16 protein-coding genes and 1 tRNA gene are annotated in these 19,595 nt (G+C 66.0%); 11 read left to right on the forward strand and 6 right to left on the reverse strand.

Translation table 11 applies throughout. The features are described from left to right. The first annotated feature begins 97 nt into the window (after positions 1–97). The 3 genes from VGC77_RS04860 to VGC77_RS04870 all read left to right on the forward strand — a co-directional run bounded on the left by VGC77_RS04860 (position 98) and on the right by VGC77_RS04870 (position 3,566). Complete coding sequence (locus VGC77_RS04860; RefSeq protein WP_331170442.1) at positions 98–1,207, forward strand: ATP-dependent RecD-like DNA helicase; 1,110 nt, start codon at positions 98–100, stop codon at positions 1,205–1,207. A gap of 428 nt (positions 1,208–1,635) precedes the next feature. Continuing rightward, positions 1,636–3,108 carry a flavin-containing monooxygenase gene (locus VGC77_RS04865; RefSeq protein WP_331170443.1) on the forward strand — a complete coding sequence of 491 codons (1,473 nt, stop codon included), beginning with the start codon at positions 1,636–1,638 and terminating at the stop codon, positions 3,106–3,108. Then, the gene (locus tag VGC77_RS04870) at positions 3,105–3,566 is read left to right on the forward strand and encodes a DUF6314 family protein (protein ID WP_331170444.1); all 462 of its coding nucleotides are present in this window, start codon (positions 3,105–3,107) and stop codon (positions 3,564–3,566) included. The genes VGC77_RS04865 and VGC77_RS04870 overlap by 4 nt, the downstream gene beginning before the upstream one ends. Positions 3,567–3,843: 277 nt before the next feature. Here the strand turns inward: VGC77_RS04870 and VGC77_RS04875 are convergent. Beyond that, positions 3,844–3,920 (reverse strand) — tRNA-Arg (locus VGC77_RS04875). Between the two features lie 218 nt (positions 3,921–4,138). Then, positions 4,139–5,044, reverse strand: a complete 906-nt coding sequence (locus tag VGC77_RS04880; RefSeq protein WP_331170445.1) for a LysR family transcriptional regulator — start codon at positions 5,042–5,044, stop codon at positions 4,139–4,141. Between the two features lie 149 nt (positions 5,045–5,193). On the opposite strand from VGC77_RS04880, the gene VGC77_RS04885 reads away from it, so the two are divergent. From VGC77_RS04885 to VGC77_RS04900, 4 genes are all read left to right on the forward strand, one after another. Then, on the forward strand, positions 5,194–6,504 hold the full coding sequence (locus VGC77_RS04885) for an MFS transporter (RefSeq protein ID WP_331170446.1): 1,311 nt from the start codon (positions 5,194–5,196) through the stop codon (positions 6,502–6,504). A gap of 27 nt (positions 6,505–6,531) precedes the next feature. Further along, positions 6,532–7,605 (forward strand): tartrate dehydrogenase, encoded by a 1,074-nt coding sequence (locus tag VGC77_RS04890; RefSeq protein WP_331170447.1) that lies wholly within the window; start codon positions 6,532–6,534, stop codon positions 7,603–7,605. Next, positions 7,598–8,914: a glycerate kinase gene (locus tag VGC77_RS04895; protein ID WP_331170448.1), complete on the forward strand. Its 1,317-nt coding sequence runs from the start codon at positions 7,598–7,600 to the stop codon at positions 8,912–8,914. Before VGC77_RS04890 ends, VGC77_RS04895 begins: the two co-directional genes overlap by 8 nt. A gap of 422 nt (positions 8,915–9,336) precedes the next feature. Continuing rightward, on the forward strand, positions 9,337–9,705 hold the full coding sequence (locus VGC77_RS04900; RefSeq protein WP_331170449.1) for a hypothetical protein: 369 nt from the start codon (positions 9,337–9,339) through the stop codon (positions 9,703–9,705). Positions 9,706–9,842: 137 nt separating this feature from the next. On the opposite strand, the gene VGC77_RS04905 is transcribed toward VGC77_RS04900, so the two are convergent. Further along, positions 9,843–11,165: a sensor histidine kinase gene (locus tag VGC77_RS04905; RefSeq protein ID WP_331170450.1), complete on the reverse strand. Its 1,323-nt coding sequence runs from the start codon at positions 11,163–11,165 to the stop codon at positions 9,843–9,845. A 335-nt stretch (positions 11,166–11,500) separates the two neighbouring features. On the opposite strand from VGC77_RS04905, the gene VGC77_RS04910 reads away from it, so the two are divergent. Further along, positions 11,501–11,710 (forward strand): hypothetical protein, encoded by a 210-nt coding sequence (locus VGC77_RS04910; protein WP_331170451.1) that lies wholly within the window; start codon positions 11,501–11,503, stop codon positions 11,708–11,710. 52 nt (positions 11,711–11,762) lie between these two features. Here VGC77_RS04910 and VGC77_RS04915 read toward each other — a convergent pair whose 3' ends face one another. After that, entirely contained in the window at positions 11,763–13,106 is a 1,344-nt protein-coding gene (locus VGC77_RS04915; protein WP_331170452.1) for an agarase, read from the reverse strand. A gap of 131 nt (positions 13,107–13,237) precedes the next feature. On the opposite strand from VGC77_RS04915, the gene VGC77_RS04920 reads away from it, so the two are divergent. Further along, a complete protein-coding gene (locus VGC77_RS04920) occupies positions 13,238–14,602 on the forward strand; it encodes a GH1 family beta-glucosidase (protein WP_414709611.1) in 1,365 nt (454 codons plus the stop codon). After that, complete coding sequence (glk, locus tag VGC77_RS04925) at positions 14,599–15,579, forward strand: glucokinase (protein WP_331170453.1); 981 nt, start codon at positions 14,599–14,601, stop codon at positions 15,577–15,579. Before VGC77_RS04920 ends, glk begins: the two co-directional genes overlap by 4 nt. A 198-nt stretch (positions 15,580–15,777) precedes the next feature. Here the strand turns inward: glk and xseA are convergent, their stop codons facing one another. Continuing rightward, on the reverse strand, positions 15,778–17,418 hold the full coding sequence (gene xseA / locus VGC77_RS04930) for an exodeoxyribonuclease VII large subunit (protein ID WP_331170454.1): 1,641 nt from the start codon (positions 17,416–17,418) through the stop codon (positions 15,778–15,780). Between the two features lie 80 nt (positions 17,419–17,498). Continuing rightward, positions 17,499–17,963, reverse strand: a complete 465-nt coding sequence (locus VGC77_RS04935) for an SRPBCC family protein (RefSeq protein ID WP_331170455.1) — start codon at positions 17,961–17,963, stop codon at positions 17,499–17,501. Between the two features lie 148 nt (positions 17,964–18,111). Here VGC77_RS04935 and purD point away from each other — a divergent pair, with 148 nt between their 5' ends. Further along, complete coding sequence (purD, locus tag VGC77_RS04940; RefSeq protein ID WP_331170456.1) at positions 18,112–19,395, forward strand: phosphoribosylamine--glycine ligase; 1,284 nt, start codon at positions 18,112–18,114, stop codon at positions 19,393–19,395. Positions 19,396–19,595 lie beyond the last annotated feature (200 nt).

A 19,595-nucleotide genomic window follows, 5' to 3' on the forward strand; every position in this document is an offset into this window, starting at 1 on the left:
GGCCGCCCATCCGGCGGCTTGCGCTGCCCGCCCGAATGGCTAGCTTGCGGACACGAATCGCGGCAGCTTCCCTGCCGGATCGATCACCCGGGACCGCATGCCCACATTCACGCCGCATCAGGAGTCCGCGCTGAAGGCCGTCGCCGATTGGCTGAAGGCCAAACCCGGCCGCGGCTCGACGCCGCCGGTGTTCCGGCTGTTCGGCTATGCCGGCACCGGCAAGACCACGCTGGCCCGCCACATCGCCGACGGCGTCAAGGGCGAGGTGAAGTTCGCCGCCTTCACCGGCAAGGCGGCGCTGGTGATGCGCAACAAGGGCTGCGACAACGCTTCCACCATCCATTCCTTGATCTACCGCACCCGCGAGAGCGGCGTCGAACAGCCGAGCTTCGAATTATGGGATGACGCGCCGGCTTCGAAGGCCAAGCTGATCGTGATCGACGAATGCTCGATGGTTGACGAGGAACTCGGCCGCGACCTGATGTCGTTCGATTGCCCGCTGCTGGTGTTGGGCGATCCGGCGCAGCTGCCGCCGATCCAGGGCGGCGGCTTCTTTACCAATTGCGAGCCTGACGTGATGCTGACCGAGGTGCATCGCCAGGCCCAGGACGATCCGATCGTGCGGCTGTCGATGGATGTGCGCGAAGGCCGCGACCTCGACATCGGGCGTTACGGCGAGAGCGAGGTGATCTCGCGCACCGAGCTCGATCCGCAGCGGGTGATGAACGCCGACCAGGTGCTGGTCGGCCGCAACAACACAAGGCGCGCCTACAACACCCGGTTTCGCTTACGGCTGAATATCGAGGATCCGTTGCCGGTGGCCGGCGACAAGCTGGTCTGCCTGCGCAACAACCGCAAGAAGGCGCTGTTCAACGGCGGGCTGTGGCGGGTCAAGGCGCGCGCCGCGTCGAAATCGAAAATCATCACCATGCGGCTGGCGCCGGATGAAGACTTCGGCGGCCGCGTCACCAAAGTGTCGGTGCGCGGCGATTGCTTCGGCGGCGCGATTGAGCAACTCACCTGGGAGCAGCGCAAGCCCTATGACGAATTCGACTACGGCTACGTGCTGACGGTGCACAAGTCGCAGGGTTCGCAATGGGACGACGTGGTGTTGTTCGACGAGAGCTTCGCGTTCCAGGAGAGCCGCGCGCGCTGGCTCTACACCGGCATCACCCGCGCCGCCAAACGGCTCAGCATCGTGATCTGAGTCCGTCGGCTCTTCCCGCTCTTTGCGGGAACAGCGCCGCCGGCCATGTGGCGCACACTGTTTGGATGGTCGTGCAAACCCCAGTTGGGCCGGTCGTCACGCGCTGGAGCGTGGGGATGGAAAATTGTGACGATGCGGCACCTCGCCGTAGACGTGCGAGACGGCAAGGAAAAGCCAGCGCGTTGGAGCGGTTTGGTCGCGCGCTGATGCCGGTTGGGGGGCGAAGCCTGTGCAATGTCCCTGATCTGCGATCTCCGCCGAACAGCGGACGCTTTCGTCGGGGCCGCAATCCCGAAACTCAGCGATGCTTTTGGGCAGATGGCGCAATGCGCGCAGATCTGGGATGGTCTACCAACAGCCGAAGTCTGGGACGCGTTCCTGACCAACGCTTGCCTGTTCCGACGCGTTGGAGATGAGGACGTCGCGCCATGACACAACGCTTAGCTATCGTCGGCGCCGGCCCGAGCGGCCTCGCCGCGGCAAAGGCCGCGCTGGAGTATGGCGTGGAGCCGATCGTCTTTGATGCCGCGCCGAGCCTTGGCGGCTTGTGGCGGCGCAAAGGCGGCTATACTTGGCACGACATGCGGACGAACCTGTCGAAATGGACGTGCGCTTTCTCTGATTATCCCTGGCCGGACACGGCAGACGAGTTTCCTCTCGGCTCGGCCGTTGAAAGTTATCTGCAGGGATATGCCAGCGCCTTCGGCGTCGATCGCAAGGTTGAGTGCGGCACAAAAGTCGAATCCGTCGTTCCGAGCGGAAACAAATGGCTCGTGAAGACGTCACAGGCGGCTGCGCCGCTTGAGGTCGACGGCGTTTGCGTCGCCGGCGGGACGTTTGCCCGCCCGGCCATCCCCGCGCTGGACGGCATCGATCAATTCAAAGGCGTAGTGCTTCATAGCTGCGACTTCAAGGAAGCTGCGCCGTTCAAGAACAAGCGGGTGGCCGTCGTCGGCGCGTCATTCAGCGGCATCGAGATCGCGTCCCACCTCGCGACGCACGGCGTCGAGGTCGTCATCCTTTTCGAGAAAGCGCCGTGGATTCTCCCCCGCTATGCTCCTCTCGGTGACGGCAGTGAAACGACCATGCCGTTGGATCTGCTTCTATACAGAAGATCTCCCGCAGGGACGGCGACGCCCGAGCCGAGCTTGGAAGATCGATACCGACGCGCCGCCCAACGCTTCGAGGCGGCCTTTGGCAATCCGGGCGCTGTGCACAGCGCGCTGAGGGTGGCGGTCGATGAAACGCCGCCATTTTATGCCATTTCCGATCTGTTTCTCCCGCACGTCAAAAACCGGGAAATCCTGCCGATTCGCGAGCGCGTCAAAAGCCTGTATGACGCTGGCATCGTGACCGAAGGCGATCAGCGGCTTCCGGTGGATGCGATTGTTTTTTGCACCGGCTATGGGGTCGATTTCTCGTTTCTCGATCCCGCCGTGCGCAAGGCCTTGGCCTACGACCCATCCGACAATTTCGTGTCGCATATTGCGCACCGGACCGTGATGCGTCCTGAACTTCAGAACCTCAGTCTTGTCGGCCTGTACCGCGGTCCGTTTTTCGGGATCATCGAACTTCAGGCCCGATGGGCTGCTGCATTGCTCGCGGGCGCGGTGCCGCGCCCGAGCGCGGCGACGGCGCAGGCTGGAATGGAACGTGAAATCGCCATCCGTTGCCAGCGGCCGAGACCCCAGTTTCCGCATGGTGAATATGTTGCTTTCGCCGACGAAATCGCCGGAGAGCTGGGCATCTTTCCTGTCGCAGCGTCGAGCGGCGAGATGAATATCGCCGTGCGGCAGGGTCCTGTTGTTCCTGCTCACTATCGGCTCGTCGGACCGCACGCTAAAGTCGAACTGGCGGAATCCCAAATTAGATCCGCATGCAGCCGGGCTGGATTCAAATGAGCGAAATCTTGGGCAAGAGCCGGTGGGAAAAACCCGAAGAGGTTTTTGGCAACCTCGTCGGCAAATGGTCGTTGGACAGGACGATCGAGGGGCACGGCTCGATGCAGGGAGCCGCGACATTCACGCCGATCGACCAGGATAATCTAGCCTACCGCGAGGAAGGCATTTTCAAGCTGCTCGACGGCACGGAACTGCCGGCAGAGCAGGAATACATTTTCCGAGTTCGCGAAGGCGGGTTTGACGTCCTGTTCAAAGAAAATCCGCCTCGGCTGTTTCTCGAAATTTCCTTGGCCCAGGACGATAGCTCGAAATATCTCGGATGCGCCAGCCACCTTTGCGGACGCGACACCTATCAGTCGACTTACACGTTCTTGCCGAACGGCGATTTTGTGATCCGCTACGTCGTGGGTGGACCGCGAAAGGACTACACCATGCTCACGACCTATTCGCGCGCCTGAGCATAACGTAACGCCTGCGTGGCGATAAGACCCGAGAGGTCTTGAGGGCACGTACCGCCATCGCGGCATCGCCAGCGGGGCGCTCTGGGCGGTCGTCGGCATTCCGCTGGCCTGGGAGCGTTCGGATCATGCGACAGACCGCGATCAAGATCTTCTGACCGCTCGGCCGGGACAGCCGCGGCCCCGGGCGCGTTCATCCGTGAGGGGAAGTGTTCGGTGCGTTGTCAGCGTGCCCGGACCGGGCTTCGCCTGCGCCGCGCCGCGACGGCTTCAGTGCTGGCGCACCCGACACGATTCGAACGTGTGACCTTTGCCTTCGGAGGGCAACGCTCTATCCAGCTGAGCTACGGGTGCTTCGCCGGTTGATGTAGCCGATTGGGCGGGCGTCGGCAACGCCCGGCCCGAGCGATTTGCGCGATAAATCGCCGGTTGCGGGCCGCGGCGTGAGGCAGTGCTCGCGGGGGCGCCGGCATATCGGCTGCCTCCGGGCGCCGGCCTCGGCTCGCAATGACGGATCGGACGCAGGCGTTTCAAGGCTCTTTTTCAACGAGGCGCTCGCGCGGCAGCGCCGCTCACGCCTCGCGGGCGTAATGCGACAGCCGGGCCTGCAGCATCTGCAGCATGGCGTCGCGCACCGGGTCGCGGGTGCCGCGGGGCCAGGCCGCCGCCAGCGGCAATCTGTTCATGTCGGAGGCCGCCAGCCGCACATAACGCACGCCGCGCGCCGCCATCCGCGAAGTCCATTTCGGCACGATGGCGACGCCGAGCTCGGCGGCGACCAGGTTGACGATGGTCTGCTTCTCGTCGGCGATCTGGGCGATGCGCGGCTCGAGCCCGGCCTCGGCGAACAGCTTGGCGGTGAGGTCGTGGCTGTGCGGTCGGGCGCGGCGCTCCGGCACGATCAACGGCTGCTCCGCCAGATCGGCGATCGTCAGCCGTTTTCTTGCGGCGAGCGGGTGCTGATCCGACACCGCGACCACCGCGGTCTCATAAAACAGCAACGATAGCTCAAGCCGCTTGTCGGGATGCTCCGGCGGCCGCACGATCGCCAGATCAAGCCGGCCCGACAATAGCCGCGGCAACAGCCGGATGGTCTTGTCCTCGACCAGTTGCACGGTGACATCCGGGCAACGCTCGCGGAAATCGTGCAGCAGCATCGGCACCAGGCCTGCCGCGGCGCTGTCGATCGCGCCGAGCCGGACCGTCGCGGCCTGCTTGCGGCCCGAACTGCGGAATTTTGAGGCGAGCTGCTCGGCCTGCGCCAACAAAGCGCGCGCGTCTTTCAACAGCAGCGCGCCGTCATCGGTCAGCGTCACGCTGCGGGTGGTGCGCGCCATCAGCCTTGTGCCGAGATCGTCCTCCAGCAGCCGGATGAAACGGCCGAGCGCCGAGGGCAGCATTTCCAGCCGCTGCGCCGCCTTGCCGAAATGCAGCTCTTCGGCGGCGGCCACGAAACAGCGCAATTGGTGAAGATCCATCGGGCGCTCCTCGCCGGCTATTATATCATTTTTTTGTATAAACCAACGTCCCTTGAGCAGTTCCCGGCGCGGGGTAAGGGTGCCCGCCGGAAATGCCCAGAAATGCGTCACAATCAAAAGCAAATCAAAACCGGGCGAGGAGCCTTCCAATGAGTGCCGAGCTGGAAACACGTACGCTGCGCAAGGTGTCGATGCGCATCGTGCCGTTCGTGATGCTGCTGTATTTCGTCGCCTTCATCGACCGCGTGAACATCGGGTTCGCGGCGCTGACGATGAACAAGGACTTAGGCTTCTCGCCGAGCGTGTTCGGCTTCGGCGCCGGCATCTTCTTTTTCGGCTATTTCCTGTTCGAAGTGCCGTCCAACCTGGTGCTTAACAAGGTCGGCGCGCGGATCTGGATCGCCCGGGTGATGATCACCTGGGGCCTGATCTCCGGCGCGATGGCCTTCGTGCAGGGCTCCACCAGCTTCTATGTGCTGCGCTTTCTGCTCGGCGCCGCGGAAGCCGGGTTCTTCCCGGGCATCATTCTCTATCTCAGCTTCTGGTTTCCGGCGCGCCAGCGCGCGGCGATGACCGCGGTGTTCATGGCGGCGGCGCCGCTGTCGACGGTGCTGGGCTCGCCGGTGTCCGGCGCCCTGTTGGAAATGCACGGTCTGATGGGCCTCAGCGGCTGGCAATGGATGTTCATCGTCGAGGCGATTCCGGCTTTGATACTCGGCGTGGTGGTGCTGTTTTATATGACTGATCGGCCGGAGCAGGCGAAGTGGCTGAAGCCCGACGAGCGCAACTGGCTGGTCGGCACGATGGACGCCGAAACCGCGCAGAAGGCCGGCACCGCCAGCCACAGCATCTGGCGCGGCCTCGCCGATCTGCGGGTGATCGCGCTGGCTTTGGTGTATTTCGGCACCTCGGCGGGGCTCTACACGCTCGGGATCTGGGCGCCGCAGATCATCAAGGAATTCGGCCTCTCTGCGCTGCAGATCGGCTTCCTCAACGCGATTCCGGGCGTGGTCGCGGTGGTCGCGATGGTGCTGTGGGCGCGGCATTCCGATCGCAGCGGCGAACGCACCTGGCACGTGGTCAGCGCCTGCATCCTGGCGGCCGTCGGCCTGGTGCTGGCCGGCTTCGCCGGCAGCGTGATCGCGGTGCTGCTGGCGCTGTCGCTGGTCAATATCGGCATCAGTTCGGCCAAGCCGCCGCTGTGGAGCATGCCGACCATGTTCCTGTCCGGCTCGGCCGCCGCGGCCGGCATCGCCACCATCAACTCGATCGGCAATCTCGGCGGCTTTGCCGGGCCGGCGATGATCGGCTGGATCAAGGATCTCACCGGCAGCTTCAAGGGCGGGCTGTTCTTCGTCGCAGCGCTGCTGGTGCTGTCGGCGTTGCTGACGCTGATCCTGGCGCGCTCGCAGCGCAACACCGCGAAAGCAGAGGCCGCCGCGGCCGCGGCGTCTCGTTAAACCCAACAATCAGTTCGGAGACTTCAGATGCGTGAATATTCAATCGCGGCGATCCCGGCGGACGGCATCGGCCCCGAAGTGATTGCCGCCGGCACCACGGTGCTGGAAAGCCTGCAGAAGCGTCTCGGCGACGTCAAGTTTAACGTCCAGACCTTCGACTGGGGCTCCGACTATTATCGCAAGCACGGCGTGATGATGCCGGCCGACGGCCTCGCCACGCTGAAGACCTTCGACGCGATCTATTTCGGCGCGGTCGGCGACCCGGTGGTGCCCGACCACATCACGCTGTGGGGGCTGCGGCTGCCGATCTGCCAGGGCTTCGATCAATACGCCAATGTGCGGCCGACCAAGATCCTGCCCGGTATCACCTCGCCGTTGCGCAATGTCGGGATCGGCGATCTCGACTGGGTGATCGTGCGTGAGAACTCGGAAGGCGAATATGCCGGCTGCGGCGGTCGCGTGCATCGCGGGCTGCCCGAGGAAGTCGGCACCGAACTCGCGGTGTTTACCCGGGTCGGGGTCGAGCGTATCATGCGTTTCGCCTTCAGGCTGGCGCAGTCGCGGCCACGGAAGTTCTTGACCGTGGTGACCAAGTCAAACGCGCAACGCCACGGCATGGTGATGTGGGACGAGATCGCCGCGGAAGTCTCCGAGGATTTTCCCGATGTCACCTGGGACAAGATGCTGGTCGACGCGATGACGGTGCGAATGACGCTGAAGCCGCAAAGCCTCGACACCATCGTCGCCACCAACCTGCACGCCGACATCCTGTCGGATCTCGCCGGCGCGCTGGCCGGCAGCCTCGGCGTGGCGCCGACCGCCAACATCAACCCGGAGCGGCGGTTTCCCTCGATGTTCGAGCCGATCCATGGCTCGGCCTTTGACATCACCGGCAAGGGCATCGCCAACCCGGTCGCCAGCTTCTGGACCGCGGCGCAGATGCTCGATCATCTCGGCGAGACGGAGGCTTCGGCGCGGCTGATGCGTGCGGTCGAGCAGGTCACCGGCGCCGGCATCGTCACCCCGGACGTCGGCGGTACCGCGAGCACCCAGCAGGTCACCGACGCCGTGGTGGAGGCGATCCATAGCTCGAATGTCTGACGCCGCCTCCGCATCCCACTGGACCGAGGCCGAAGCGCGCAAAGCGCTTCGGCAGATCTTCGACGCCGCGGTCGCCAGCGCCGAACCGGGCGCCGCGGTGCTGCGGCACTTGCCAGAAAAACCGAAAGGCCGCTGCGTGGTGGTCGGCGCCGGCAAGGCCGCGGCGGCGATGGCGGCGGCGGTCGATGCGGCGTGGCCCGATGTCGAACTCAGCGGCGTGGTGGTGACACGCCACGGCCAGGGGCTGGACCCGGGCGCCGCGCGCGGCCGCATCGGCGTCCTGGAAGCCGCGCATCCGACGCCCGACGCGGCAAGCCAACAGGCCGGCCGGCAAATGCTGGCGGCGGTGCAGGGCCTCGGCCCGGACGACCTGGTAATCGCGTTGATCTCCGGCGGCGGCTCGGCGCTGATGGTGCAGCCGGCGGGCGGCATCACGCTGGCGGAAAAGCAAGCGATCAACAAAAGCCTGCTCGCCAGCGGCGCCGGCATCGTCGAGATGAACGCGGTGCGCAAACATCTGTCGGCGATCAAGGGTGGCCGGCTTGCGCTCGCCGCGCATCCGGCGCGGGTGGTCACCCTGGCGATCAGCGACATCCCCGGCGACGATCCGGCCGCGATCGCTTCCGGCCCGACGGTCGCCGATCCTTCCACGCTGGCCGAGGTGCGCGACATCATCGCGCGCTATCAACTCGATCTGCCGGCGAGCGCGCTGGCGGTGCTTGCGGCCGGCATCGAGACGCCGAAATCGCTCGACGCCCGCAATAGCGTGCACATCATCGCGGCACCATCGCTGGCGCTCGCCGCCGCGGCCGAGGCAGCAACCAAGGCCGGGCTGACGCCGCTGATCCTCGGCGACGCCATCGAAGGCGAGAGCCGCGAACTCGGCATCGTGATGGCCGGCATCGCCCGTTCGGTGCGGCTGCACGGGCATCCGGTGAAGCCGCCGGCGGTGCTGCTGTCGGGCGGCGAGACCACGGTGACGATCGGCAAGGGGCCAGCCGGTCGCGGCGGACGCAACACCGAATTCCTGCTCGGCTTTGCCATCGCGATGGCCGGCGAGCCGGATATTTTTGCCTTGGCCGGCGACAGCGACGGCATCGACGGCACCGAAGACGCCGCCGGCGCCGTAGTGACGCCCGATACGCTGGCGCGGGCGCGCGCCGCCGGGGTCGATCCGCGCGCGCTGCTCGCCGCGCATGACAGCTTCAGCCTGTTCGACGCGATCGGCGATTGCGTGCGCACGGGGCCGACCGGCACCAACGTCAACGACATCCGGGCGGTGCTGATCGGGCGGCCCGCATCGGCCTGACACGCAACGGCGCCGCGGTTGCACCGCGGCCGGCGTCTTGGCCCGGATCGGAGGTCGCCTGGTCGCGCAGCCGCGCGCGCTTGCGGTGTGAATTGCGCATTCGCAGTTGCACAATTTCTTGATTGGCTGCCCCCTCCTTGAACCCCCACTTTGGTCGCATGTCTCACTGTTGAACGGCTCACCCGAAGCCGGACCGCAGTCCATGCGTCGCGATCCGGCATTCTGTTCGGCCTGCCATCGCGTGATGGGACAGCGGATAGGAACTCAGAAGGGAAGCAGCAATGGCGACCTCTGTGAAGTCAACGACGCCCTGGATTACGGCCTTCGAGACCAGCCGATGTGCAACGCCGTCTACGGCAAGCGGCTTCGACCGTTCACGCGCAAGTCGGCTGGCGCACGTCCTGGAGCGAAGCGGTCTGGCGATGATGGGAGCGGCGGGCGGCCTGTTCGTCGCGGCGCATCTCGGCCGCGCCGGCGTCGAAATCCTGACCTTTCCCGTAGTGATCCTGGCGATGATGGTCTACGCGGTCATCGGCTTCTATCTGGGGATCGATCTGCCGCCGGCCGCCGCGCAAGGCGGCGATCATGCGGCGACGCCCCGGGTGAAATGGATCGAGCGGCTGAGCGCCACCGGCACCTTTCTCGCGGCGCTGGCGGTGTTCGTGTCGGTCTGGAATATCATCCTGGACGCACATCCGCAGCCGTCCTGGACGCTGCTGGTGGGCGGCGTGTTCATGGTCGGCGTCACTTTGCAAATTGCCGCGGGCCTGATTGCTCGGGCGCGGGCGTAAGTTTCGTTCGGCGCCGCGACGCCATAGCGTTTTCGAGCGAAGTGGGTCCCGGTTCGCGGGAAGAAAACGCGTCAAAATAACAAACTAGAGCTTCGGTTCTGATTTGATCAGAACCGGAATAGCTCTAGCGAATACGATTACAGCGGGTCCGCGCTCGGGATAGTGAAACGGAACACGGTGCCGCCGCCGGGCCGCGGTTCGGCCTGGATGTCACCGCCATGCGCGGTCACGATGGTGCGGCAGAGCGACAGCCCGACGCCCATGCCGCTGGTCTTGGTGGTCATGAACGGCAAAAACAGCTTGTCCGCGAGCTGCGGGTCGATGCCGGGGCCGTTATCGGCGACCACCACCTCGAGCATTCCGTCCTCGCCGCGGCGGCTGGAAATCTCCAGCTCTCTCGGCTCCTGATGCTCCATTGCCTCCAGCGCGTTACGGATCAGGTTCAACAGCAACTGCTGGATCTGCACCTTATCGACCAGTACGCGCTCCGCGGTCGGATCGAGGTTGACCGAGACCTCGACCGCGCGGTCCTTGGCGACGACCAGCGCCAGCGCCAACGCGTCGTCGACGATACGGTCGAGGCGCTCGTTGGTTTTTTCGGTCTCGCCGCGCGACACGAATTGGCGCAGCCGCTGGATCACCTCGCCGGCGCGCAGCGCCTGTTCGGCGGCCTTGTCGAGCGCGGTGCGGATGCGCTCGGCCGATTTGTCGGTGCTGTCCTGCAACAGCCGGCGCGAGCCCTTCAGGTAATTGGCGATCGCCGCCAGCGGCTGGTTGAGCTCATGCGCCAGCGCCGCCGACATCTCGCCCATGGTGCCCAATCTCGCCACGTGGAGCAATTCGGCCTGCAACTCGCGAAGCCGTTGGTCGCTGGCCTGCTGCCGCGCCATAGTGCGCTGGCGCTCGATCAGGAATGCGCCGACGCATCCCGACGCCAGCGCCAGAATCACCAGGCAGGTGGCCACCGCGGCGGCCGCGAAGTTCGACCGCTCGAAATTGCGCTGCCGCTCCTTGAGCACCGCCTGCTCGTATTTCGTCATCGTCGAGAGGCCGCGTTCGATCCGCTGGGTCAGCAGATCGACGCGGGCCTGTTCGAGAATATCGAGCGAGGTCTGCGGATCGTCCTGCGCCAGCTCGACGACGCGCTGCAATTGCGCCAGCCGCATCTCGATACTGCTGCGCACCGCGGCCAGATTTTGCTGCTGCTCGGCACTGTCGCCGACGATCTTTGCGAGATCGTCGATCGCGTGGGGCAGCGCCGATTTCGCGGTCTCATAAGCCGCGCGATATTCGCCGACCCGGGTCAGCAAATAGCCGCGTTCGCCGGATTCGGCCTGCAGCACCGCGCGTTCGATACCGGCGATCAGCCGCAGCACGTCGTTGGTGTGCCGCACCCAGGACGAATTATCGCGGATCTGCATCAGGCTGTAGGCCAGCGCCACGGTCGCGACCACCAACATCGCGAGCGCGGCCGCGAGCAGCCAGGCGGCCCGCCCGGTCGTCCTGTGAGACCTCAGTCGCATCAATGTGGAACGCGCTCCGCTGTTTCGATTGGCTGAGCAGATCGCCGGCGCAGTTTCAAGCCTGGTGCGGTTGAAACCGGAAAGAATGTCCGGGCCGTCGGGCTGCGTCCGCGATCGGCCGGATCGGCGTGGATCAAAATGCCCGGCTCAGGGTTGGACCCCGCGGCATCGGCCATTGCCAAATTGCCATCGCCAAATTGCCGCGTTGACGGCGAATTGCAGCCCTCAGCATCGGGCACAATCTGACGGTTGATCGATTTGGAGTTGGACGTTTGAGCTATAAAATCACCGCGGAGCGCGACAACGAGACCATGAGAAGCAGCCGAATCAGCGCGCTGATCGCCATCGCCAAGGCGCGGATCTGGGTCAGCGAAGGCTGGCAGGTGGTCATCACCGACGAGCAGGGCCGCGATTACATTCCGTCACAATTCGAACAACTGGTGCCGGCCAAACTCCGCGCCGGGTCGGAGGCCGCCTCATGAGCCGGCCCGTCGATCTGCGCTGACGCTTTCCCAGTGACGAACGCCGCGGGGTTTAAGCCGCGGGGCGCGCCGCCGCGGCCTTGAGATGAAGGCTCTCCGCTGCGGCATTTAGCCGGCTCATCGACGCGGTCAGTTCGGGATAGATCTCGTCCTTGATCGTCACGGTGCCGTAATTGCAATCCTCGCCGTCGAAGCGGCCTTCGGCGGGTTGGTCGGCGTGCTCGAACCAGTGATAGCCGACCAGATTCGGCTTGATCAGCGCCGCCGCGACGTAGCGCTCAAAGGCGCGGGCGCGGTCGGCCTGGGTGGCGACCCGCGGGCCGCCGCCGCTGCTGTTGGGCAGCCCGACGTCGTCGCCGCGAAACGCAAACTCGGTGATCATGCAGGGCTTGCCGGTCGCCGCATAGGCGTCGAGCAAGGCCGACGGATCGAAGCCGTAGCAATTGAACGAAATCACATCGAGGTGGCGGCCGGCGGCGGCGACCACGCCGTCATGCGGCAGCGCGCCGAGTCGCGCCCCGAGCACCAGATGATTGGGATCGGCCGCCTTGATCGCCGCCGTGCAGAGTTCGAAGTAACGATCGGCCACCACCGCGGCGAAGGCGTCGCAATCGGCGGCGAAGGCGGCGCGCCGCGGGTTGCGGTTGGCATCCGCTTCGAGCGTGGCGTAGTCGCCGCCCGGCGCCGCGCGCACGAACGGCGCCACGATGCTGTCGAGCGCGTGCAGCGCTTCCCAGGATCGCACCGGCGTATGCCAGATCACGTTGAAATGGGCGAACTCGCCATAATGCTGTTGCAGCGCGGCGATCGCGGTGACGCGGCCGGCGCGGCCGGGCGGAAAATTCAGGAAGGTGGTCAACAGCTCATCATGGCCGCGCCAGTCCGGCGACCAGTACAATTCATTGTCGATGAAGGTGCCGAGCAGTTCGGGGGCGTTGCGCCGCGGCGTGCACAGCTCCCTGGCGCGTTGCCGGATGTGGTTGTCGAATTCGGCATCGAACACGTCGGGAAAGCGCTGGCCGTGGCGATGCAGCCAGAACGACGCGCCGAGGTCGACGATGGGCGCGGTCGCCAGCGGCGCCAGGCCGGCGCCGGCGACGATTTCGTCGGACCAGCAACCCAGCGTGTTGAAATCCCACCCGGTCAAGCGCTCGGCCGCAGCGCGGCGCCATTCGTTGCGGCTGCCGTATTTGGCGAGGCAGGCCTCGGCATAGGGCACCCGATCGGTGCCGCGAATCTGGTCCGGATCGAACCGGACGTTGTTGACGCCCTTGGATAGAAACCGGCCGCCGTCGGGATCGACGAACCAGAACACCCCGTCATCCTGCTCGACCCGAAAGAAGCCGCTTGGTTCGAAACAGCCGTCGGCGATGCCGCCCCATCTGGTTCGTCGCACCCATCCATCTCCTTATTCACCCGGTTTATCTTCGCAATCGCGGACTGCGGAATCTTTGATATAACACAACACCTTATTGGGTCCGAAGGGACTATCGATAGAGCCTGCATCGGAACAGCCGGAGGACGACAGTGGCGGTATCCATTCCCGAGACGGCAGCAAGCGAAGCCTCTACGAAACTGCCGGCGCTGACCGCGCTCAAGCGCGAATTCATCTGGGGCGTTTCGACCTCGAGCTTCCAGATCGAAGGCGCGACTCAAGAAGGCGGCCGCGGCCCCAGCATCTGGGACACCTACTGCCGCGATGGCGAGATCAAGAATCACGACACCGGCGACGTCGCCTGCGATCATTATCATCGCTACGCCGAGGATGTCGCCCTGATGAAAGCACTGGGCGTGCAGGCCTATCGGTTCTCGGTGGCGTGGCCGCGGCTGTTGCCGCAGGGCCGCGGCGCGATCAACGAACAGGGGCTTGCCTTCTATGACCGGCTGATCGACGCGCTGCTCGCCGCCGGCATCGAGCCGTGGCTGTGCCTGTATCATTGGGACCTGCCGCAGGCGCTGGAGGACCAGGGCGGCTGGATGAGCCGCGAATCGGTGGTGTGGTTCACCGATTACGCCACGCTGGTGGCCAAGCGTTACGGCGACCGCGTCAAGCGCTTCGCCACCTTCAACGAACCGTCGATCTTCAGCCTGTTCAGCCGCTCGCTCGGCAAGCGCGATCATTCCGCCGACGACAAGCTGCATCGCACCATCCACCACGTCAATCTGGCGCATGGCGCTGCGGTCGATGTGCTGCGCGCGCTGGTCCCGGGCGCCTCGATCGGCTCGATCCACAACGTGCAGCCGATCTTGCCGTCCACCCCGGCCGACGCGGCGGCGGCGGAGCTGTTCGGCGCCTATTGGAACCAGGCCTATCCCGATCCGCAATTCCTCGGCAGCTATCCCGAGATCATGCTGCCCGGAATCCAGCCGCATCTGCAGCCCGGCGACCCCGAGCGGATTCATCGCCCGGCCGATTGGTTCGGCCTCAATCATTATAGCCCGGTCTATGCCAAGGCCGATCCCGACGCGATGATGGGCTTCAACTGGGGCGACCGGCCGCCCGGACTGCCGCTGACGCCGATCGACTGGCCGATCAACGCGCCGGCATTTGGCGAGACGCTGCTGAAGGTTCACAAGCGCTACAAGCTGCCGATCTATGTCACCGAAAACGGCTATGGCAGCCACGACCAGCCCGACGCCAGCGGCGCGGTCGTCGACCCTGGACGCATCGGCTTCCTGCGCGACTACATCGAGGCGATGGACCGGGCGGTGGCCGCGGGCGCCGACGTGCGCGGTTACTTCGTGTGGTCGCTGCTCGACAATTTCGAATGGGATTCCGGCTACAGCGTGCGGTTCGGGCTGACCTATGTCGACTACAACACGCTGCAGCGGATTCCGAAGACCTCGTTCCGCTGGTTTGCCGAGGCCATCAAGGCGGCGCGGCAGGGATGACCGGACAGCCCGAGGCCAATGACACGCCGGTGCTGCTTGCCGATATCGGCGGCACCAATGCGCGCTTCGCGCTGCTGCAGGGCGGCGCGGTCGGCGCCGTCGCGCATCTGGTGGGCCGCGATTATCCGAGCTTCGCCGAGGCGATGGCCGCCTATCTGCGCGGCCAGCCCGGTGGTGGCAAGGTCCGCGCCGCGCATCTCGCGGTCGCAGGCACCGTGGTGAACGGCCGCTGCGTGATGACCAATTCGCCGTGGGTGATCGACGCCGCCGAACTGAAGGCGGCGTTCGACATTCCCTCGGTGCGGGTGATCAATGATTTCGAAGCGGTGGCGTGGTCGTTATCGGCCATTCCAGCCGCGAAGTTGCGCCAGCTCGGCGGCGGCGAAGCGATGGCTGCCGCGCCGCTGTTCGCGCTCGGCCCCGGCACCGGGCTCGGCATGGCCGCCAACGTGCCGCTGCCGCAAGGCCGCATCGTGCTGCCCGGCGAAGGCGGCCACGCCACGCTCGCCGGCGTCAATGCGCGCGAGGATGCGGTGATCGGGGAGTTGCGGCGCAAATTCGGCCACGTCTCGGCCGAGCGCGCACTGTCCGGCAGCGGATTGGAAAATCTCTACGGCGCGCTGGTGACGCTCGACGGCTTGGCGCTGCCGCCGCGCGCCGCGCCGCAGATCACCCAGGCCGGCGTCGAGGGCTCCTGCGCGACCTGCCGCGAAGCCGTCGATCTGTTTTGCGCGCTGCTCGGCAGCGTCGCCGGCAATCTGGCGCTGATCCTCGGCGCCAAGGGCGGCATCTATGTCGCCGGCGGCATCATCCATCACATGATGGAGCACCTGGCGGGGTCGCAATTCCGCGCGCGCTTCGAGGACAAGGGGAGGTTTCGCAGCTACCTCGCGCAGATCCCGGTCTATCTGGTGCTGGAGGAGGACGTCGCCTTCATCGGCCTCCAGCAGTTTACCGAGGTGGTGGGGGCGGGTTGAGGCATCGGCCGTGAGACCAGGTGGTCGTCATTCCGGGGCGCGAGAGCGATAGCTCGAGCGAACCCGGAATCTTGCTACGTGGTGGTAGGCGCATCAGTCGTCGCGAGATTCCGGGTTCGCGCGCGGCTCACGCCGCTTGCGCCCCGGAATGACGGCTGATGGTCAGGAGAACGCGCCGAGCTACGCGGGATCCGGTCTCTAAAACAAACTGCCCTGATCGATCGATTTCGACACCCGCTTCGGCGTCGCCGAACTGGCGGCCTTCGCGGGCTTGGTGTCGCGCCGCGGCGAGAGGCTGGACTTAGTTGCGTCCTGCGCCGGCAGGCCGTCGGCATCCGCGGTGGCGCCGATCCGGCCGTCGGAAAATTCCAGGCTGAGCCTTGCCCCGGGATCGACACCCGCTGCGCCACGCACCGCCAGCCCCTTCGCGTCGCGCACCAGCGCAAAGCCCCGCGCCAGCACGCCGCGATAGGACAGCGCGCCAAGTAACTGTCCCGACGACGCCACCCGGGCCCGCTGGCGTTGCAGCGCAATCATCAGCGCGCGTCGCGCCCGCTCGGCAAGCCGCTGCGTGCGCTCGCGGTCGCGCAGCAATTGCGCGCGCTGCGCCTGCAGATTGGCGAGCTTGGATGCTTTCAACCGCGCATCCAGCGCGCTGAAGCGATCGCGGCGATGCCGCAGCGTGGCGCGGGTGCAATGCCTGAGCCGTTCGCCGTTGACGGCGAGCCGCTGTGTGGCGTGCGCCACCTGCGCGCGCAACACTTTCAACGTCAAACCGGCGCAAGCCTGCGCAAAGCGGCGGTGATGCGCATGGCTGTTGGCGCGCAGCGCCCGCGGCAGCGCCGCGCCGGCGTTATCGAAGCGCTGCCGCGGAATCGCCAGCAGTGCGGCGGCCGAGGGCAGCGCCCTTGCGGCGGCGCGCAACTCGCTGCGGCGGCGCTCCTGGCCGCGCTGGAAGCACAGCATCGCGCGGTGGCCGAATTGTCCGACCTCGATAAAAAGTTCGGCACGCACCGGAACCGCCATTTCGGCGGCGGCGGTCGGGGTCGGTGCGCGCTTGTCGGCGGCGAAATCGATCAGCGTGATGTCGGTCTCGTGGCCCACGGCCGAAATCAGCGGGATCATGCTGTCGGCCGCGGCGCGCACCACGATCTCTTCGTTGAACGACCACAGATCCTCCAGCGAGCCGCCGCCGCGCGCCACGATCAAGAGGTCGGGGCGGGGGACATCGCCGCCTTCCGGCAGCGCGTTGAAGCCGTGGATCGCGGCGGCGATCTGCTCGGCCGAGCCGTCGCCCTGCACCTTGACCGGCCACACCAGCACGCGGCGCGGGAAGCGGTCTTCCAGCCGGTGCAGAATATCGCGGATCACCGCACCCGTGGGCGAGGTGACGACACCGATTACTTCCGGCAGATAGGGCAACAGCTGCTTGCGGGCCTCGTCGAACAGCCCCTCGGCGCCGAGCTTCCTCTTGCGCTCCTCCATCAAGGCCATCAGCGCGCCGATCCCGGCGGGCTCGATGGCTTCGATCACGATCTGATATTTCGAGGAGCCCGGATAGGTGGTCAGCTTGCCGGTGGCGATGACCTCGAGGCCCTCTTGCGGCTTGAACCGCATGCGGCCGTGCACGCCCTTCCAGATCACCGCCTCGATCTTGGCGCCTTCGTCCTTCAGCGCGAAATAGCAATGGCCGGAGGAATGCGGGCCGCGAAACCCGGAAATCTCGCCGCGCACCCGGACATGGCCGTAAGCGTCCTCGACCGTCCGCTTCAGCGCGGAGGACAGTTCGGTGACGGTGAATTCCGGCGAGTTCGGCAGCGCGGCTGTCGTGGGCGGCATCGAATCTGATCTCTGGTGTCGGCCAAAGGTAAGGACTTAGGCGGCCAACGCCAAACGGCAATTTCGCGGCGCTTGAGTTCTCAGGCTTTCTCGGTCTGCGCGCCGAACAGTTCCAGGAAGCTGCTCCAGCCGCCATCCATCGGCGCCCGCATGAAATGCGCGTTGGCGCCGTAGTTTTCCAGCAAGCGATGCTCGAACTCGATCCGAGTGTGCGCGGCGTCGACCGGCACGAAGCGGACGTCGACCTCGGTGACGAGGGCGTCGTCGTGTTTCCAGTCGCCGTCGATTTCCCAGGTCATCACCAGATGGTTCGGCGGATCCCACACCAGCACCCGGCCCCACAGATATTCGGTGCCGTCGGCAGCGCGCTCGAACCAGCGGCCGCCGACCTTCGGCTCGATGATCGCGGTTTGCGCCGGCTTGTCGCCGACGTGATGGGTTTCCAGCGGCCACCAGGCGCCGTGCTGCTCGGTGAACACGCGGAACGCGCGCTCCGGCACGGTGTCGACGACAATCTGCTTGCGGATCGGTTCGATGCTGGTCACGGGATCCTCGTTACGCCGAAAATAGCCACCTCGTCGGTTAAGTCAGCCCCGAGGTTAAGTCAAACCGGACCAATGGGCCAGAACCGGGCTTGAGCGGCCTGATCAGGCGCCCTAAACAGGCGATCTTTGCGGGTCCAGGGATCTTGGCGTGAACATTCTTCTTCTCGGTTCCGGCGGGCGCGAACACGCGCTGGCCTGGAAAATCGCGGCGTCGCCGCTTGTGGCAAACTTGTGGTGCGCCCCGGGCAATGCCGGCATCGCCAAGGTCGCCGAATGCGTGGCGCTCAACCCCGCCGACCACGCAGCGGTCATCGGGTTTTGCCAGGCGAACGCGGTGGATTTCGTGGTGGTCGGGCCGGAGGCGCCGCTCGCCGCCGGCATCGTCGACGATCTCGCCGCCGCCGGCATCAAGGCGTTCGGCCCGAGCCGGGCCGCGGCGCGGCTGGAGGGCTCGAAAAGCTTCACCAAACAGATCTGCGCGGCGCAAAATATCCCGACCGCGGCCTACGGCCATTTCCGCGACCTCGCCGCCGCCAAAGCGCATCTCGCGCAGCATGGCGCGCCGATCGTCATCAAGGCCGATGGGCTCGCCGCCGGCAAGGGCGTGGTGGTGGCGATGACTGTGGCCGAGGCCGACGCGGCGCTCGACATGATGTTCGAGGGCGGCTTCGGCGCGGCCGGCGCCGAGGTGGTGATCGAGGAATTCATGGCTGGCGAGGAGGCGTCGTTCTTCGTGTTGTGCGACGGCGAGAACGCGCTGCCGCTCGCCGCGGCGCAGGACCACAAGCGCGCCTTCGACGGCGACCATGGACCGAACACCGGCGGCATGGGCGCCTATTCGCCGGCGCCGGTGATGGATGCCGCGATGATCGCCCGCACCATGGACGAGATCATCACGCCGAGTTTGCGGGAGATGGCCGCGCGCGGCACGCCCTATAAGGGTGTGCTGTTCGCAGGATTGATGATCACCGACCAGGGCCCGAAGCTGATCGAATACAATGTGCGGTTCGGCGATCCGGAATGCCAGGTGCTGATGCTGCGGCTTGGCTCCGACATCGTGCCGGCGCTGCTGGCGTCCTGCGACGGCGGGCTCGATCGCATCGAACTTCATTGGAGCGACGACCCGGCGCTCACCGTGGTGATGGCGGCGCAGGGCTATCCCGGCGACTATGCCAGGGGCAGCGCGATCGAAGGGCTCGAGGAGGCCGCGGCGGTCGAGGGCGTGGAGATCTTCCACGCCGGCACCAAGGCGGACGGCGACAGAATTCTCGCCAATGGCGGGCGGGTGCTCAACGTCACCGCGCGCGGCAACAGCGTCGCCGAGGCGCAACGCCGCGCCTATGCGGCGATCGATCTGATCCGCTGGCCGCAGGGCTTCTGCCGCCGCGACATCGGCTGGCAGGCGATCCGGCGGGAGCAGGCCGAGGATTGAACGGGGCGGGCGCAGCACCGCGCCGACCATCCTTCGAGACACCCGGCTACGCTCTTCGAGCTACGCCGGGTTCCTCAGGATGACGGCGATGGTGGAGCGAGTGCCGGACTGCGCTGACAGATAGCTGCGGTGAATGGAGCGCTATGGCTGCGCTGATGCAGCGCCGAAACATCTCCAGCGCCGTCATCCTGAGGTGCGAG

The sequence above is a fragment of the Rhodopseudomonas sp. genome (assembly GCF_036404135.1).
Lineage (GTDB): Bacteria > Pseudomonadota > Alphaproteobacteria > Rhizobiales > Xanthobacteraceae > Rhodopseudomonas_A.

Bases quoted from the DNA above. Each gene is read 5' to 3' on its own strand.
- VGC77_RS04860 (WP_331170442.1), top strand. From the start codon at position 98: ATGCCCACATTCACGCCGCATCAGGAGTCCGCGCTGAAGGCCGTCGCC.
- VGC77_RS04865 (WP_331170443.1), top strand. From the start codon at position 1,636: ATGACACAACGCTTAGCTATCGTCGGCGCCGGCCCGAGCGGCCTCGCC.
- VGC77_RS04870 (WP_331170444.1), top strand. From the start codon at position 3,105: ATGAGCGAAATCTTGGGCAAGAGCCGGTGGGAAAAACCCGAAGAGGTT.
- VGC77_RS04880 (WP_331170445.1), bottom strand. From the start codon at position 5,044: ATGGATCTTCACCAATTGCGCTGTTTCGTGGCCGCCGCCGAAGAGCTG.
- VGC77_RS04885 (WP_331170446.1), top strand. From the start codon at position 5,194: ATGAGTGCCGAGCTGGAAACACGTACGCTGCGCAAGGTGTCGATGCGC.
- VGC77_RS04890 (WP_331170447.1), top strand. From the start codon at position 6,532: ATGCGTGAATATTCAATCGCGGCGATCCCGGCGGACGGCATCGGCCCC.
- VGC77_RS04895 (WP_331170448.1), top strand. From the start codon at position 7,598: ATGTCTGACGCCGCCTCCGCATCCCACTGGACCGAGGCCGAAGCGCGC.
- VGC77_RS04900 (WP_331170449.1), top strand. From the start codon at position 9,337: ATGATGGGAGCGGCGGGCGGCCTGTTCGTCGCGGCGCATCTCGGCCGC.
- VGC77_RS04905 (WP_331170450.1), bottom strand. From the start codon at position 11,165: ATGTTGGTGGTCGCGACCGTGGCGCTGGCCTACAGCCTGATGCAGATC.
- glk (WP_331170453.1), top strand. From the start codon at position 14,599: ATGACCGGACAGCCCGAGGCCAATGACACGCCGGTGCTGCTTGCCGAT.
- xseA (WP_331170454.1), bottom strand. From the start codon at position 17,418: ATGCCGCCCACGACAGCCGCGCTGCCGAACTCGCCGGAATTCACCGTC.